Origin of the sequence: Pseudemcibacter aquimaris (genome assembly GCF_028869115.1) — a bacterium.
GTDB lineage: Bacteria > Pseudomonadota > Alphaproteobacteria > Sphingomonadales > Emcibacteraceae > Pseudemcibacter > Pseudemcibacter aquimaris.
In genome coordinates, this window is sequence record NZ_CP079800.1 from 2416065 (window position 1) to 2431575 (window position 15511).

17 protein-coding genes are annotated in these 15511 nt (G+C 53.0%); 2 read left to right on the forward strand and 15 right to left on the reverse strand.

The window, feature by feature from the left end; all coding sequences use genetic code 11:
- Window positions 1-61 precede the first annotated feature (61 nt).
- Genes KW060_RS11380 through KW060_RS11405 form a run of 6 tightly spaced genes read right to left on the reverse strand, consistent with a single transcriptional unit; the run spans window position 62 to window position 7640 of the window.
- Complete coding sequence (locus KW060_RS11380; protein WP_249037056.1) at window positions 62-520, reverse strand: hypothetical protein; 459 nt, start codon at window positions 518-520, stop codon at window positions 62-64.
- Window positions 520-810, reverse strand: coding sequence for a DUF6127 family protein (locus KW060_RS11385; RefSeq protein WP_249037057.1), 291 nt, complete (start codon window positions 808-810; stop codon window positions 520-522). Before KW060_RS11385 ends, KW060_RS11380 begins: the two co-directional genes overlap by 1 nt.
- A 29-nt stretch (window positions 811-839) precedes the next feature.
- Window positions 840-2135, reverse strand: a complete 1296-nt coding sequence (locus tag KW060_RS11390) for a hypothetical protein (RefSeq protein WP_249037058.1) — start codon at window positions 2133-2135, stop codon at window positions 840-842.
- Window positions 2136-5621, reverse strand: a complete 3486-nt coding sequence (locus KW060_RS11395; protein ID WP_274757251.1) for a phage tail protein — start codon at window positions 5619-5621, stop codon at window positions 2136-2138.
- Complete coding sequence (locus KW060_RS11400) at window positions 5621-6043, reverse strand: C40 family peptidase (RefSeq protein ID WP_274757252.1); 423 nt, start codon at window positions 6041-6043, stop codon at window positions 5621-5623. The genes KW060_RS11395 and KW060_RS11400 overlap by 1 nt, the downstream gene beginning before the upstream one ends.
- Complete coding sequence (locus KW060_RS11405; RefSeq protein WP_249037061.1) at window positions 6033-7640, reverse strand: DUF2163 domain-containing protein; 1608 nt, start codon at window positions 7638-7640, stop codon at window positions 6033-6035. The genes KW060_RS11400 and KW060_RS11405 overlap by 11 nt, the downstream gene beginning before the upstream one ends.
- Before the next feature lie 59 nt (window positions 7641-7699).
- On the opposite strand from KW060_RS11405, the gene KW060_RS11410 reads away from it, so the two are divergent.
- Both KW060_RS11410 and KW060_RS11415 read left to right on the forward strand, forming a co-directional pair.
- Window positions 7700-7990: a type II toxin-antitoxin system TacA family antitoxin gene (locus KW060_RS11410; RefSeq protein ID WP_274757253.1), complete on the forward strand. Its 291-nt coding sequence runs from the start codon at window positions 7700-7702 to the stop codon at window positions 7988-7990.
- The gene (locus tag KW060_RS11415; protein WP_274757254.1) at window positions 7987-8487 is read left to right on the forward strand and encodes a GNAT family N-acetyltransferase; all 501 of its coding nucleotides are present in this window, start codon (window positions 7987-7989) and stop codon (window positions 8485-8487) included. Before KW060_RS11410 ends, KW060_RS11415 begins: the two co-directional genes overlap by 4 nt.
- A 1-nt stretch (window position 8488) precedes the next feature.
- Here KW060_RS11415 and KW060_RS11420 read toward each other — a convergent pair whose 3' ends face one another.
- The 9 genes from KW060_RS11420 to KW060_RS11460 form a co-directional block, all read right to left on the reverse strand.
- A complete protein-coding gene (locus KW060_RS11420; RefSeq protein WP_249037064.1) occupies window positions 8489-9091 on the reverse strand; it encodes a DUF2460 domain-containing protein in 603 nt (200 codons plus the stop codon).
- Between the two features lie 8 nt (window positions 9092-9099).
- Window positions 9100-11922 (reverse strand): phage tail tape measure C-terminal domain-containing protein, encoded by a 2823-nt coding sequence (locus KW060_RS11425; protein WP_249037065.1) that lies wholly within the window; start codon window positions 11920-11922, stop codon window positions 9100-9102.
- Window positions 11923-11946: 24 nt separating this feature from the next.
- A complete protein-coding gene (locus tag KW060_RS11430) occupies window positions 11947-12141 on the reverse strand; it encodes a hypothetical protein (RefSeq protein ID WP_249037066.1) in 195 nt (64 codons plus the stop codon).
- Between the two features lie 32 nt (window positions 12142-12173).
- Entirely contained in the window at window positions 12174-12695 is a 522-nt protein-coding gene (locus KW060_RS11435) for a hypothetical protein (RefSeq protein ID WP_249037067.1), read from the reverse strand.
- A 110-nt stretch (window positions 12696-12805) separates the two neighbouring features.
- Window positions 12806-13750, reverse strand: a complete 945-nt coding sequence (locus tag KW060_RS11440) for a phage tail tube protein (protein ID WP_274757255.1) — start codon at window positions 13748-13750, stop codon at window positions 12806-12808.
- An 11-nt stretch (window positions 13751-13761) separates the two neighbouring features.
- Entirely contained in the window at window positions 13762-14196 is a 435-nt protein-coding gene (locus KW060_RS11445; protein ID WP_249037199.1) for a hypothetical protein, read from the reverse strand.
- Window positions 14197-14213: 17 nt separating this feature from the next.
- The gene (locus KW060_RS11450; RefSeq protein WP_274757256.1) at window positions 14214-14873 is read right to left on the reverse strand and encodes a DUF6441 family protein; all 660 of its coding nucleotides are present in this window, start codon (window positions 14871-14873) and stop codon (window positions 14214-14216) included.
- A complete protein-coding gene (locus KW060_RS11455) occupies window positions 14870-15178 on the reverse strand; it encodes a head-tail joining protein (protein ID WP_249037182.1) in 309 nt (102 codons plus the stop codon). Before KW060_RS11455 ends, KW060_RS11450 begins: the two co-directional genes overlap by 4 nt.
- Window positions 15175-15501 carry a hypothetical protein gene (locus KW060_RS11460; protein WP_249037181.1) on the reverse strand — a complete coding sequence of 109 codons (327 nt, stop codon included), beginning with the start codon at window positions 15499-15501 and terminating at the stop codon, window positions 15175-15177. Before KW060_RS11460 ends, KW060_RS11455 begins: the two co-directional genes overlap by 4 nt.
- Between the last annotated feature and the right edge of the window lie 10 nt (window positions 15502-15511).

Here is a 15511-nt window from a genome sequence, read left to right on the forward strand (position 1 = left end):
TTTTTACACTTACAGTAACGCTTCATTCCGGGCGCTTATCAAGTGAATAAGATCATGTTTTTCAAGGATTTGAGCGGAACTTGGCCAAGGCGCGTTGCCCAAACCAGAAGGACATGACAGCGGCAAACAAGGCTTGCGTTTCAGCGTCCCACACCGCAATCAATCCGGAGGTCAAATCGACACCCTGATCCAACAGCTTGAACAATGCAGCGGTTTTGACGGTGGCGAACAGAATGAAAAACGCGTAGGTAATAATCGGGCGCACCGATGCCCGCAGCGCCTCAACCCATTTCACGCCACTGGGCTGGCTGGCATGGGCATAGAGCGCCTTGCTTTCAGCTACATCAGCTTCCACCTGAATTTCTTCAAGGCGCTGAGTGTGGCCTTGACGCTGTGCCTCCAGCTGTCTGTCAAGAATGGCAAGTTCATGCTTACGGTCCGAATGGTCTCGCCAAAGTTTCAGAAAGTCCGGGAACGCGGATGAGAAAAAGCCAAGCAGGCTTCCAAGTAATGTCAACATTATGAACCTCCTCCAAAGAGCTTAAATTTGATGGCCACCCCTGCCATCAGGGCGAGCAGAAGCCCGGTGGTGATAAGTCTGACCGCCGTTGCCCATGCCGTGCGTTTGGCAAGACGCAGGGCGCTTAAGAGCGAACGAAGTTCATGGATGTCGTCGGCTGCATCTTCGCCGTCGAGCCCAACATTCTTGAGGGCCTGCAGGGCTCCCTTGCGGGCTGCACGCTCAAGCAATGCTTCAAAATCTTCTTCGGGCATGACAATGCGCCCGCCCTCATGATCAGGTGGTGTCATGGTCTTTTCCTTTATTGGTATTTTGAGTTTTAGCTGCCGAGCGTCGCGCTCATGGCAATGGTCAGATCAGCCAGCGTGGCATCTGCCGGGTTGGGGGCAATCACACTGAGCCTGTCACCGGCAGCAAAGCTCACTTCACTGACATTTGTGAAGCCCCCCACATTGCTGCCAATGGCAAAGTCGATACTCCCAAAGGAAACACCGTTCTTTTGAAGGTCCAGAGAGGTTGCTGCCGTGGCTGTGACATCAGCGTAAGCCTGAGATCCCGTCAGACCAACTGGCAAGACTGCAGCACGGGTGAATATCTGACTGTGCAGTGTTTCACCGGCGGAGGGCGTGCTAGTTTTGGTAAAGCCAATATCAAGCGATGGTGCCTGCTGGTCTGTGGTTTCGACAACCTCAAGGCAGATCCAAGTGCGGTCCAAGTTTTTCACTTCCGCAGACGATCCCACATAGACCATCAGCTCAAAATAGTCCCCTGCTGCCACCTCCATCACCGCGCTTGTGATATTGCGCATCTGATTGCTGTAGCCACTGTCCCCGCGCACAATGAAAGAACCGCCGCCAAGGACAGACGCGCCATTCTTTCTGATCTCAATCAGCTGATTGGTCGGCGAGGTTTGCCATTCCAAATTTGCCATCAACCGCACTCGGGTCACACCTGCAGGCACCGTTAAACGGCTTGGGGAACCTCCATCCCAAAAGCTATCGGTATCATAGGACGCAGTCTCCCATGGGATCGCTGTATAAGCCCCAGAGCTTGGGATCACATAATTGGTGCTGCGTCTTAGTAATACCCCTTTAAACGGCAACAAGGTGCGGCTGTAGATGCCCGCTGACTGGTTTGCCCAGTTTGTCCCATCAAAGCGCAGAAAGTCACCATTCACCAGGGACGGCGCAGACACATCGGTGAGATCCGCAAGCGCAGAAGCCGCGTCTCCCGTTTGCCCCACCGCATAAAGCGTGTTCTGCCCCGTGGCATAGATTAAAGCGTGATCACCTGGGGCAAGCGTTACGGTTTCAGTGCCACTGCCCGTGGTCACCAGCATATTGAAACTTGTGGCATTGCGGCAGAGGAACGGCGCTCGCACTGCCGGGATACTGAGCGTTATATCCCCGTCCGGGGTGCCATCCGCAAAGAAGCGGGCATTGCTCTGGAACTCAGCTGTGGTCAATGTCCAGGTGAGCCCGTCACCAGTCTGCCAGCTTTTACCAAGCGTGGACGTGATGCGTCCATCGATCTTGTTGAAGGCATCATTGGCTGTCACCTCTTTCTGGTTTTGACCAGCTGCAATATGAGGAATAGCAAGATTAGGGGATGACATTTACACCTCCGCTTTGGCAGGAAAACCCCGCCCGATTGTTTCTGAAAGTTGATAGACTCGGATTTGAAGACTGGCTTGCGCTGACCCAAAATCCGCTATTTGATCACTGGCTGAATAGCTGGCGGCCTCGCTTGTGAGCCCATACAGAGTGCGAAGGACCGACAGGCCATCAGCGGATAAAATATCCACCTCATAGCTTTCAGACGTTTCTCCCAAAGGAACCACGCCCGTGCCATCACGCCAGTCACCGCCAAGGCGTGTTCGACGCTGCCAGTTGATAGCAAGATTGCCACTGCCATCCCGACTGCCTGTCACATGAACCGGGGCATAGGGCTTGAGATCATTGCCCGCTGCACTAAAACGGTGCAGCTCTGTTTCGTCAAAAAGTGCTCCAAAACCAGCAGCCCGCCATGAGCGGGACACGCCCACTTCTCCAAGGGCAAGGCTGAGAGCCTGAATGCTTTCTTTATTCAGCAGCACAAACTTGCTGCCCACCGCATGGGTGGCAATGTCAGCGTCCGTTCCGCGCCTACCACGCAGCAAGCCTGTCAGCAGATAAGAGCCATCACCCTGCAGGGCCACGTCCCTGAACTGGATAATCTCAGCGCTGCCGCTCTCTGGGATGATGACAGCCCCATTTGCTCCGCTCAGCATCTCTATTTGGGTGACACTTTCAAGGCGGTCCGCGCCGCTTGTCATATAGACCTTGAGACTGTTCACCTCATCGGTCGCAAAAGCAGATGTCGGCACATCAAGGGGCGCTGCGAGCACACCGTAGGCCATTTCATAGAGACTACGTCCCACCTGATCCCAGGTCAGCTCATCAGCACTTTTATAAAGGCTGCCACCCGTCCATGGGTTCTCAAGAGGACTGCCCATCAAATAATAAAGGCGGGAACCTGTCCCGCCTAAATCATCCGTATCCTGCAACAAAGGTATATTGAGGAGGATAAGCTCTGTGAAGCGATTGCTGGCAATCTGTTGAGCTATGATCTGGCCGCTATCGGCAATCACATCTGAGACATAAGTGGCAGGCTCAGAGGCAATCAGTTTTACCTTCATACTATAATCCCCACCAATATCGAGCCGCTCAATACGACTTGGAAAGCGCGAGCCGTTTGCCAGTTCAATGGTGATCACGTCAGCTGGATCAAGACCCAGATATTTCTGGTCGAAGGCCGCCTCATAGCGAGACCGCTCCACCCAATTAGCATAAAGTGTTTTCTCAGCCACTTGCTTGGCGCTACCTGCTTCCAAAACCATGGGCAGATCAAGGCTCACCTGATTGTCAGAGCTTGTGGTCGCCACCGGATTTTGAATGCGTTTTGCAGCTGCTGTCCCTTGCACATAGTCCCGCGCCTTATCCATATAAAGAACCGAGACCCGGCCCGGCATTTCAATGGCCTGAATACGGGTTTCAGAAAGACGCAGTGCAGGTTCTTCCTCGACAGCACCCAGTTCATCAACGGATACTGTAAGCGCGGAAGGGTTCCCTCTTGGAATAAACTTGAGAAGATTATCGCTTTCCACCACATCAAAGAAGAAGGTGCTGGCAAGCGGCTCGAGCGCCCCTCTGATGGTGGTTTGGCGACCAAGGACATATCCCGGCACATTCCCTGTGAGTGCAGTGGTTTCAATATCAGCCAGACCAAAGCCTGCCTTCAAGCATAAGTCCTCCACGATGGAAGCAAGCGGATCACCGTCACCACCGCCGCGCCCCAGATAAAGCTTCGCCCAGCCGGAGGTGGAGCGCACAAGAATGGTTTCATTGGCTCCGTCAAAATACTGCGCCCCGCTTTCGCTTAATGGCCATGTTTCATCGAGGATGATATCGCCTGTTCGGGTATCCAGTTCAACGACACGGCTGCTGCGCATCAAGGCCCAGCGACTATTTGAGACATAAGAGCCATTAAAGCCCGGCCCCTCATAATTGATCTGATGAGGGACAATGGTTTTCCAGACAATGCCCAGAGCTTCGCGCCATTTGATCGTATAGACATTCCCGCCAGACCCACTATTGGACATGCGGCACTGGAAGATGACGCTATCATCACTGGCATCATAGGTAAGGCCGCCCGCTTTGCCATAAAAGCCTGTCGCACCAGCTTCAATATCACCGGGGCTAAAGCGCACCATTTCTTCAAAAGTGATACCGATGGTTTGCCCCATCAGGCTTTCATAACTTGCACCTGTTTGGACGCGCAGGCGGTAAAGCGCGAGTCCCGTGTGATTGGTGCTGGTATGGCTTGAGAGTATCCAGCCGTCACCATACCCTTCTGCTACAATGCCAGAGACCAGACCTCGCACCCGGGCATCAGCCACCGATTGTCCGCTGCCCCAAACATAAGCCATGTCCTTGGCGCGGAGCAGACCCACATCATCAAAGACAGACCCAGTGATCAAGAAGTCCTCTCGGCCCGTGGCTCCATAAGCGCTGATCATGGCAAGCCAGTTTCCTGCCACAAAACGGCTGGTGCTATTGCTTAGTCCTGTAGAGAGAAACCCGAACCGTCCCACCTCACGCATGGAATTGGGATCAATCCGCAAGATGGGCCTGCTGTTGCTGGAACCCGTCACCAGATAAATATGACCATCTCGCCCAGTAAATAGGCTTGAGGGAAAATTGTTCGGTTCAGTGGATGTCACATCAGACATCAGGACCTGACGGTCTTCCTTCATAGTCTGCAGGTTAAACCGGCGAATGCCAGCGAGCGACGGATTACTGCTGCTATCCACAAAATAGCCAATGGCCCGATCCCTATCGATGGCCAGTTCGTCAATTTGATAGCTATCAAGGGGAGCGCCTTCCCCCGTCGTAATAAAGTCCAGCAGCTGATAAGGCTGCAAGTTTGTTTTCTTGAAGGTGATCTCGGCGGTGATATTGGGAATACGATTACCAAAGTCAGCAAGCGCCAGATCCTCAAAGACCAGATAGCAAAGCCCCCTATGGGCAGGCGTATTGGCAGCCCCCAGATCACTCTCCATCAAAGGATCAGGCATTTGATGCTCATCCCCGGGGTAAAAGCGAAAATCGAGCCCGTCCTTCTTGGTGCGGTCTCCGGTGCCTGTCTTATCAAAGATTAGCTTGCCGTCGGCCCAGAGACGCAGCACATCCTCTGCCACACCTTCAGCAAAACCAAGGGCAAAGCTTGCAAAATAGCTATAGGTCACACTAGTCTGTGATCCACCGCCACCCCCTTTACCGCCTGTGCGGGTGGTGGAGACATTCTTTTGTTCCCGAATACCTGAAGACCAGATCATCTGGCCTGCCATACGCACAGTGCCATAGCCAACAGCAATGGGAGAGCCATAGGCAGACCCCGTGACAGTCAAATCCCCAAGGCGGGGACCTTCCTGCGTGATATTAGGTCCTTTCGTTGGAAACAAAAGACTGCCTGCAGCCGCACCAATGAGCCATCCTGCACTGGCACCGATACCAATGGCTGAACCAAGGGCGGCTCCGCCTGCTGCAACCAATATGGCCATTAGTCTGCTACTCCATAAAAACGAAAGGCATGGATGGCTTTTTTCTGCCAATCCGCTGTGTAAATTTCTTCAACGACTTTGCGCCGCAATGCATGGGCATGGATGATCCAGGGCTGGTCTTCACCCGCCACATAAAAGGCCACATGACAGGGACTGATGCCGTCTGCAAAGAGGATCACATCACCTGTTTTTAGGTCCGCGATCCTGATCTCCTCCATGGCCTCGCGAAAAGCTGCAACAAAACGCCCAGCGTGGGGTGTGCGCCGATAGCCACTGACATCATGGTCAGCAAGACCAAGGGATCGGGCAACCAGAACCACAAGCCCAGCGCAGTCAACCCCGGTAGATGACCGTCCCTGATGCCGCCACGGCCTGCCGAGCCAACTGCGGGCTGCCAGAATAATATCGTCTCTATTTGGCATCAGGGTATCTCATCAATTCATCTTGCCCGGGCAGATAAGGCTCTCCCCGAAAGTTTAAGACATTTGCAAATTTGTCCCGGCAGGTGGCAAAACGCTTGTCACAGCCCGGAGCCATCCGGAACCGATCACCGATCTCTGGCATAAAGGGCTGCGGGATAAAAAAGGACAGATCGCCCGTTACCGGATCAAAAGATTTCACTTCCGAGGCCCGGCCTTTGTTGGCCCCGCTTTCCCAGACAAGCAGACCACCCGCAAACCAGCTACTATCGGCTCTCGGATCAGTCAGAGAAGCATTTACCTGACGTGCATCAGTGAGGCTCAATACTTCACCCGCCCGAAACCATGCTTCTTCTGCTTCAAAGATGGCAGTGCCATCTGTGGTTTGATTGCCAACAATAATATCAAAAACTGGCTGGCTTGAGGCTGTGATGCCTGCGCTGACACAGCGATAAAGCCGATCTTCAAAATCCGCACTGGAGCTCAGACCTTCGGTCATATCCCTTGCAATGATGCTCAGTGCATCAAAGGCAGCATTGGACTGGGTACCCGCCCCGCGCTGGTGCAACAGAGAGATTTTAACCTTCCGCGCTGCTGCAGGAATAGTCACGGCAAGGGCTTGTCTGAGCTCCCAACTGCCTGTGGGCAAAATAACTTCAAAGCCCGTATCCAGAATGGTTGATACATGCTGATCGGATGCGTCCAACAATTCAACGATGACCCGCCCCATGTCACTGTCATAACTGTTACCCCGGGCAATGGAGACATCCAGCTCATAGGCAAGTGCGTCAATCTTGGCGTCGTCAATGGTTGGCACCAGATCCACGGTCTGGGTCACCTCGCCAGAGGCTGTACTGCCGCCTTCCAGATAGACACTCCCACTATAAAGCGGCAGTGCCCCATTGCTGGCATCATGGGTATCCCACTGGCCAGAGAGGCGGCTCCAGCCTGTTGGGGTGAAGGTACTTGCATCCTGCAGGCCGTCCGCTTCAAAGTCACCGTTGATAACAGGCAGAGCAAAGGTCACTTGCTCACCGCTGGTTCTAACCCGCACCAGGTCGCCAACACTATAGGCGGTCTCGCGCAAGATTTCTGGTGGCTCCAGATCGACCTTGCATCTCGCGTCCCCGAGATCAGCCCGGCATTCAGGGGTAAAGAGACCGCCAATTGTTTTGGAGAGCGCCTGCGTCATACCGCGCAGCTCTGTGAGAAAGACCCCGCTTTCTTTTAAGGTCACTTCCCCAAACCAGCCTCGGCGCAGGGCAATCTGACCCATGGACAGATCAGCCCAGTTGACCAAGAAGACAAAGACCTCAGCTCCGTCAAAGAGACCTGCTCGCAAATATTCTTCCCGAATATCCTGACTGTCAAAAACGCCAGACACATCAAGGTTATCCACACTCATACTGCTGTCGCTGCTGATGGCTGAGCGTTCATAGCCCGCTTGCGCTTTATAAAGATCACCATCAAAACTGATATCCTGATCATGATCCGTAAAATGATAGCGAACCCCGTCAATGCGGATGATTTTCCAGCAAGTGGCCAAGCTAGAGACATCCCCTGCCAGATGCATAGCAAAGGCCGATGACATGGTTTTCATATGATTTTCCTTGATAAAGGCACCATTTTGACGTACATTTAGACGCAAGAAGGAGCAAAATGATGATTAGTGCAGCAGAGACAAAAGCAGACCGGCTGAATTTACGATTGAATTCAGATGTGAAGACCCGTGTCGAAAAAGCGGCCTCGCTTGAAGGCAAGACTGTGAGCCGTTACATAGTCGACACCATTGCCCGCACCTCTGCGGAAACCATCAGCAAACATGAAACAATGGCGCTGAGTCGACTGGACGCTGACAGCTTCCTAGATGCCCTGTCCAAGCCTGTTGTTTTCAACAGCGCTATACAAGATGCCTTGCAGCAACATGGTGAGAAAGTTACTGCAAAATGAGTTCCTCCCCATATGTTATCGAGCCGCTCGACAAGCACCATAATCGAGCGGCTTTTTCTTGTGGCAATGAGGCTCTGGATCGGTACCTGCAAAAGCAAGCCTCTCAAGATATAAAGCGCAATGTCTCCCGGGTTTTCATACTGAGCGAAGCTGGCTCACCAGAAATCGTGGTTGGTTTTTACACCTTGAGTGCCCTTTCAATTAACGTTGATACATTACCAGAAGCCGTTAAGCGTAAGCTGCCACGCCACCCGCTGCCTGCAGCCCTTTTGGGCCGTCTCGCAGTCTCTGAAAGCGCACACGGCACAGGTATCGGCAAACTTCTCCTTGCTGATGCAATCAAACGCACCATGGGCATTCAAGGAGACATGGCCATATACGCAATGGTCGTTGCTGCCATTGATGATAAAGCAGCTGCCTATTATACAAAGTTCGGTTTTACCGCATTTGAAGACAACCCGGACCGGCTCTTCCTGCCTCTCAAATCACTCAGCTAAATCATTCTCTGATCTCCACAATGGGGATTTCTGACCAACGGGCCAGATCATAGGTTTCAATGGAAATATCCATCTGATCCGTATCGAAGCGTGCTGGCACATCAAATTCAAAGTCTGCGGTCACCGCCACGTCAACGGCTGGCGCTGAGGTGAAGGTGACAAGGCCGGTCGCATAATCCAAGCTCCAGCCCGTTGATGCCTCTACACCGTCCCGGTAAATCTTGAGCGTGCCCTGAACAGGCCGCGTGATCTTACGGGTAAAACTCTCCGCCCCGCTGCTATAGACTTTCTGGAGGTTAAAGGTCTTGGTGGTACCGTCGCCTGTACCGATCAAACTGCTTGTCGCCTGAAAGTCGCTCCAATCCTTAAACCGAAAACCGTAAGCCCGACCGTAACGTGCCCGGAAAAAAGCAATCAGCGCTGCGATTTGTTCTCGCCGTTTAAGGCCATGGGCCACATTCCAGCGGCCTCGTGCTTTTGACCAGTTCACATTGCGGCGTTCAAAACCGGAAACTGAGGCAATCACACTTGTTGAAAACCCCGGCCCACCGCTCGCCCCATAAGAAATATCGCTGGGGAACTGAACATCATGAAATCCGCCCATTCTTCCTCCTATCTATTTCTGTTGGCCCGCTCAATGGCCCGAGCGGCATCGGCTGCTATCTGGTTCTGGCTTGCTCTGAAACTACCCGCATCATTGGTTTTGATATTCATCACCACAGTAACAGGAGCCGCACTCATGGGTTCCCGTTTGATCCTCTCAGGCGGGATTACGAGCTCACCGCGCCTTGCGATAATGGGCACTTCATCCGGCAACAACCCACCGCCCGCGATACCGCCTGTATGGAAACGCGGTGCGCCGTCAAATGCGCCCACTGGGGCAAGTTTCATGGGAGCAGAGCCACCGATCATACCGCCTTCATGGAACATTCCAAAAAGGCCTGCGCCGCCGCCAAACATCCCGCCTAGCATTCCAGCAAGAGGGGCTGTGATGGCTTGGCGCACAGCAATCCGAGTGATATCTGCCATGATGCTATCAACCAGTGAGGAGAAGGAGATTTTTCCCGTGGTGACCATCTGGACAATCCCGTCTTCAATGCCTTGGAAAGCTTTACGGGTAATATCTTCTGTCATCAGCGCCATATCTTCGGCCTCAGACATGACAGACTGAAGACCACGTTTTACGCCGTCTGCCCAGTGGATGGAGTTTTGCAGATCCCGCTCCCGAGCATCCGCCATCATATGACTGAAGATTTCTTCAATCTGGGCTTTAAACCCTGCATACCCCCCTTTGGTCGCATCCAAGCCCTCAAGCGCCTCCTTGCGCCAGCGAATGGCTGACTGGATTGCCTGCTCGGTTTCTGAACCGAGGGCGGCATAAGCCTCCGTGATCTCTTCAACCGTTTCGATGTGGCGGCGGTTGCGTTCTTCCTGTTCGTCCTCCACCTTGGCCAAAGACATGCGACTGGCAATCAAGGCCCGTATTTTATCGGCATAGGCGGCTTCCGCACTTCCCGCTTTTGCTGTTAGATCAATACCAAGCCTGCGCAGCTCTTGTTCCTGCTCTTCCAACAAAAGAGCGTCCTGAAGAGCAGCCCCGCCTTCTTGCCTCGCCAGCATCAAGCGCCTTAAAGCGACTTCTTCCTGCTCCAGCTCTGCAATGTAATCCTGAATACGCTTAGTCTGCTTGTCTTCCTTTGGCTTTGGAACCGTGGCAGGTTGGCTCGCACCCCCAGTTTGATTGGGCACCGCTGAGTTATTGTTATTGGCTGGTGCTGTTACGCTAGTACGAATACGTTCAATCTCCGCCCGGGCACGACTGGCTGCAAGTTCAGCGGCTTTTAGGGCAAGAACCTGCTCCTGGATTTCTTTGGCGTTTTCCGTGAACTCAGGATATTTTACCGCCAATTTCCAGATGGCTTCCCGGTATTGGTCTGCATTGATGCGGCCCGTCTGGAAAGCCCGTCTGACTTGATAAAGATCGGCCTGCAACTTTGTGCCAAAGCGAGAAAATTGGTCCCAAAAATCTCCAATGCCTCCAGTTCTAAGCTGCTGGGTAACCGCTTTGACATTGTCGTTCGCAATACCCAGCTTTTCTGTCCAGCGGGCCAAGGCTTCATTGCGCGAGGCCGCATTCAGGCTTTCAATATCATCTGTGGTCTCGGAGATTTTGGCGCGAAGCTCTTCCATCTCATTGGCATGGTCTTTTGCAGCCTTACCTGCTGCGTCATGACCTTCAGCCAATTTATAAAGTGCAACTCCAGCCAAAATGGCAATACCCGCAGGACCGCCGAGAAGCAGCATCACATTGCGCAAACCTGCCATGGCAAGGGTCGCAAGCTTTGCAGCCCCTTCCATAATCACCATACGAGCTGCCGCCAAACTGGAGACCTGGGCCAGCATTTTGAAACCGACCACTGTGCCCGCGTTACCGAGCATAGCAACATTCATAGCTGTAATGGCCCCGCCTACGGTTCGAGCAATGAGGAGCGCCCCCAAGCCTTCTACGACCACATCCATATGCGTAATAAGAAGGCCGAGACCGTCAGCTGCCACACGAAGTGCAGCACCCAATGTTTCACCAAGGGAACGAGCGGCTTCACTGCCACTGTCCGTGGCATCCTTGAGGCTCAAGGCCACATCGCGGATGGCGTCATTCAGCCCGCCCGCACCAACCTCCCGGGCAAGGCGAGCAAAGTTATCCTGAATGTTTGAGAAAACCCCGCCAAGGGTCTTCATCTGCTCGGACATGGCTCCCGCAAATTGCACATTCCCGATCCGGCGTAGATAGGCTTCTATTTCTTCGGCATTCTTGCCAACCGTTGTGGTGATCCCCTGAAAGGTGAAGGAGACTTGATCACCTTGGCTTTTCGCCTTGATGCCAAACTCTTTCAGTCGCTCAAATTCACCGGTCGCAGCGTCAGCAATGGCCTCCACAAACTGCATGAGGTTTTTGCCCATGGCAGAGGCTGTATTACCGTAAGAACGCAGCGCCTCCTCACTGGGATCAAGACCGAGCGCCTTTAATTTGATAAAGGCTTCGGTGATCTGCTCCACATTGAAGGGCGTTTCACTGGCAAAATCCTCAATCAGCTTGAAAGCCCGATCAGCGGCTTCTGCTGATCCGGTCACTGTTTTCAAACTGGCATTCAGTTTCTCAAATTCACGGTTGGTCGAGACAATAAAGCCAAGGGTTCTGCTGATCCCCTGAATACCTGCATAGGCCCCGATCAAACCAGCGGCCTGTCGAAAAACGCCATTGAGGGCACGCGCTGACGCATCAACCGCCCGAATGCCCGCACTTGCGGGTTTGGTCGCCCCCGAAATCCGGTTAAAGGCAGCGGTGCCTTCCTGCCCCAAGCGCCCGAACTCACGGCGCAGTTTATCGCCTCCAGTCGCCTGCAAACGAATGGAGAGTTTTTTCTCTCGAGCCATTATTCTTGTTCCGGATATTTGGGGTTAGTTTTGCTCCAGGTCCTTAAAACCAAGAGCGACGCCAAGGGCGACTTCTGGCAGAAACTCCGCCATAGCTTGAGTGTCATATCCCAGCGTCTCGCCCAACTTCAGAGCTTCTGTTACCGGGAATTTACGTTCAATCGTGGGAGATAGTTTAATGAGGAGATCCCAAGCCTGCCAGCCTTCCAGACTTTGCATCTCATGTTCATGATAAGGGCAGCGTTTGCCCTCTATGCCTTTTTGACCTTTTGCGCAGGGGCTGTCGCTTTCTCTGCAGCTAGCACAGTAGGCTGACCCGTCGCTGGCGTGCCACCTGGCGCGGGCCTTGAGCCGTTTTTTTCCGCTTCCAGCAATTCCTTCAATCCCGTGTATTGCTGTCGGAAGGTTTCTGCAATTACCCAGTAAGCAGAAAATAGCTCTTCGATTTTCTCAGGCGTTGCAGGAGCATTCTGGTCATCATCAGCTTCCAGCACACCTTCCCATTCGATAATAGCTGACTGCGCCAAACCGAGCGTGAGATATTGCTCTGCAAGGGCCTCGCGGATGCTTGGGTTTTCAAGATCAGGCAGATCCGTGATTGTAGCTCCCACATCTTTAAGCGAGCGATATTCTTCACCCAGCTTCTGGAGTTTCTGGTTCATCTCGGCGCGCGCCTGATAAAATACAGCACTGGTACAGGGGCGCACCTTCACGCGCACGCCTGCACCAAGGTCAATCCAATAAGGTTCCTTGGGAAGATTGAGTTTAAGCATTTTTGTCTCTTTCTGTTGACCAGCGTTCAAACAGCATTAAGCTGTAGCCAATCCCATCTGTTGAATTCGTTCACAGACCGCGAGGCCCCGATTATGGGGCCTCTGCTTTTTTAAGCGTAATCCGTCATATCGTTGGTGAGTGTGATGGTGAGCATCTTGCCAAGCACATCATCCTTGGCCCCTTGGAAATCATAGGTGGCTTCAATGCCGCCCGGTCCGCTGACACTGCGCTTTGGCTTTGGCAGATAGACCTCATGGGCGATGATCTGCAGTTTCTGATTGGCATCGATGGTATAGCTGAGCTCCAGGTCAATGGGCGTACCAGCACGGGCTGCATCCATGAGCGTGGTGTCACTGTAGCGCACAGTGATTGAGCCTGAGAGGCTGGACATGCCCGGCTCAATAGCTGCCACCATGCCGTCATCCCGGATAGTTTCCACTTTCTCCAGATTATTGCTGTAAGTGATCGATGCTGTGGTCACATCCCCAAGATCTGCACCGCCTTGTTTGATTGATCCCTGAAACTGAGAAAAGCGCGTATAGATCGCCTCACCCGGCGAAGCATCGCGGGTTGCAGCAGCTGCAATCTCGCCCTGACCAATAAGACCGAGCGTCACCTGGGCTTCCCCTGATCTTTGAAAGTTGAAGGCCATGCTATTGACCCTGACGCCTGCAAAGAGCGGAAAGTCTGGCACTTCGGGCATCCCTAGCTCCAAACTCAGGCTCGGCAGACTGATACCGCCAGATTCAAAATCATGGGTATAAGGACCTGCACCGACAGATACGGGAACACCAAAGGCTCCTTTCAGCCAATAACCGATGTTTCTGAGGTCCACTGGCACGACCAGATCACCTTCCACATTGATCACATCCTGAAAAGGTGCGGTTGGGTCACGACCAAGGCCAAGCACACTGGTTTCAAGCAAACCTTGCTCAGAATCCAGTGTCGAAGAAATAAAGGGGACTTTCATGAAGCTGCCTGCCAGAGGCGCTTCTCCATATGTTGTTTCAAAGCCAAGCAACAGCCTGACATTCCATCCATAAGCTCTCGCCATAGCTGGCTCCTTCAGGTTAAGGGATTAGATGTTGAATATTCGAGATAAACAGGGATGACTGCCGCCTTGAGGGCCGGAGCCCCTTCAATGGCTTCGTCCATAAACTCGGGACTGCCGAGACGGGCAAAGTCCACCGCGCCAGATAATGTCTGGTCACCAAGAACAGCCGCTGCGATTTGAGCAAGCAGGCCATCGATCAGAAGATCCCGAGAGGGCGCGTCCTTGTCCTGCACAATCACCTCAATCTCAGCGCGGTGCTCAAAGTGATAGCGCACAGGAGATAATGTGATTTCCGGACTGCCTAGATCACCATCGCGCAAGATCAACAGACCCGTATTTGGAATAGCCGTTGGCAGGATCTCACTGCGGAGTACTACCGGGCCTGTCACGCCCGATTGCAGGCACAAAAAAAGACCCTGAAGGGCCTGTTCGCGAGCTGAGGTCATAACTTCTCCAGTAAGGACTATTTGATACTGTCTTTCCAATGCCGCAGCACAAACTCCGGCAAACGGCTGTGCCATTTGATGGCTTCCGGTTCAAAACGGATCAGTTTGGGCAATTTGACCTGCGGCACGAGCCAGAACATCACCACAGATGACAAGCCATTACCGGTTTTAAGGGCTCTCTGACTGGCTTTTCTAAACCCGCGCAGTTCCCCAGTTTTTCGGGAATAGGATGCCCGCATATTTTGGGCAACCAACAGACTGGGGCCTCGTTTGCGATAAACAAACTGCAGCCTCATACCTCTGGCTTTTTCCAGATTACCCGGCGTGACCCGTTTGCCCATTACCCGCTTTGGCGCATTAGGTGTGGGAATAGCCAGCCAGAAGCCGTCCTTGGCGCGGATCACTTGTCCCTCTTCAAAACCTTCCATGATCTTCTGGGCTTTGGTGTAAACCAGCCCAGCAGCCTTGAGGCTTTCACCGCGACGGGGATAAACGTCCCCGCGCCATGTCCTCGCCAGCCTCGGCCCAAGACCACTGGCAACCACTTGGGATCGCATGGATTGTTTCAAACCAGACGTGGCTTGACGCACTGCCTTGGTGACAGCTCTTTCGCCCATCAGAAGTTCTTTCTTCAAATAAGCATCCAGATTGCCTTCAAGCGCAGCCTTTAGTCTCATGCTTTCACCAGATCCAATTTCCAGATCAGACCGTGCTGATCTTTTTGTGGTTCACCCTGAATGCTGTAGGACACCGCACCAATAGTGAGCCCATCTCCGGCTTTCGGATTCGGGACAACCGAGACCAACAGCTCCGCCATTTGGCTGCCTGTATGAATTTGGGTTTCCCGAAAGTCATAAATCTGATCAGGGATCTTGAGCACTGCTTTGCAGGGAATTGGATCGCCAACAGTTGGCTGATAGGTCGCATCGACAGCTAGCTTTTCAAAGAGTTTAAGCGCAGCCCGTTCAAAGGCGGGGATCATGTCTCCGCCTTATTAAACTGCTCCCAAGCAAGATCACGCTGCTGACTTGTTATATCCTTATCAAGAATATCTTCCAGAGCTTTAACGAGCGGCTTGCCGTCCTTGCCAAAACCATCTGCGTCCAAAACAGAGATGGCATCCAGCATAGCTGACATGTCACCATCATCAGAGGCTGTCGTTTCAATCGAAGAGGCAGACGTGGCTGCTTTGACAAAACCAAGCTTGATCAAACGCTCCGCATCTGCCTTTTCAAGGTCAGTGGTCTCACCGGGTTTAACGGTAAATTGGCGGCCCTGCAGGCTAGAAATTGCAATTACCTTCATATCACCCTCC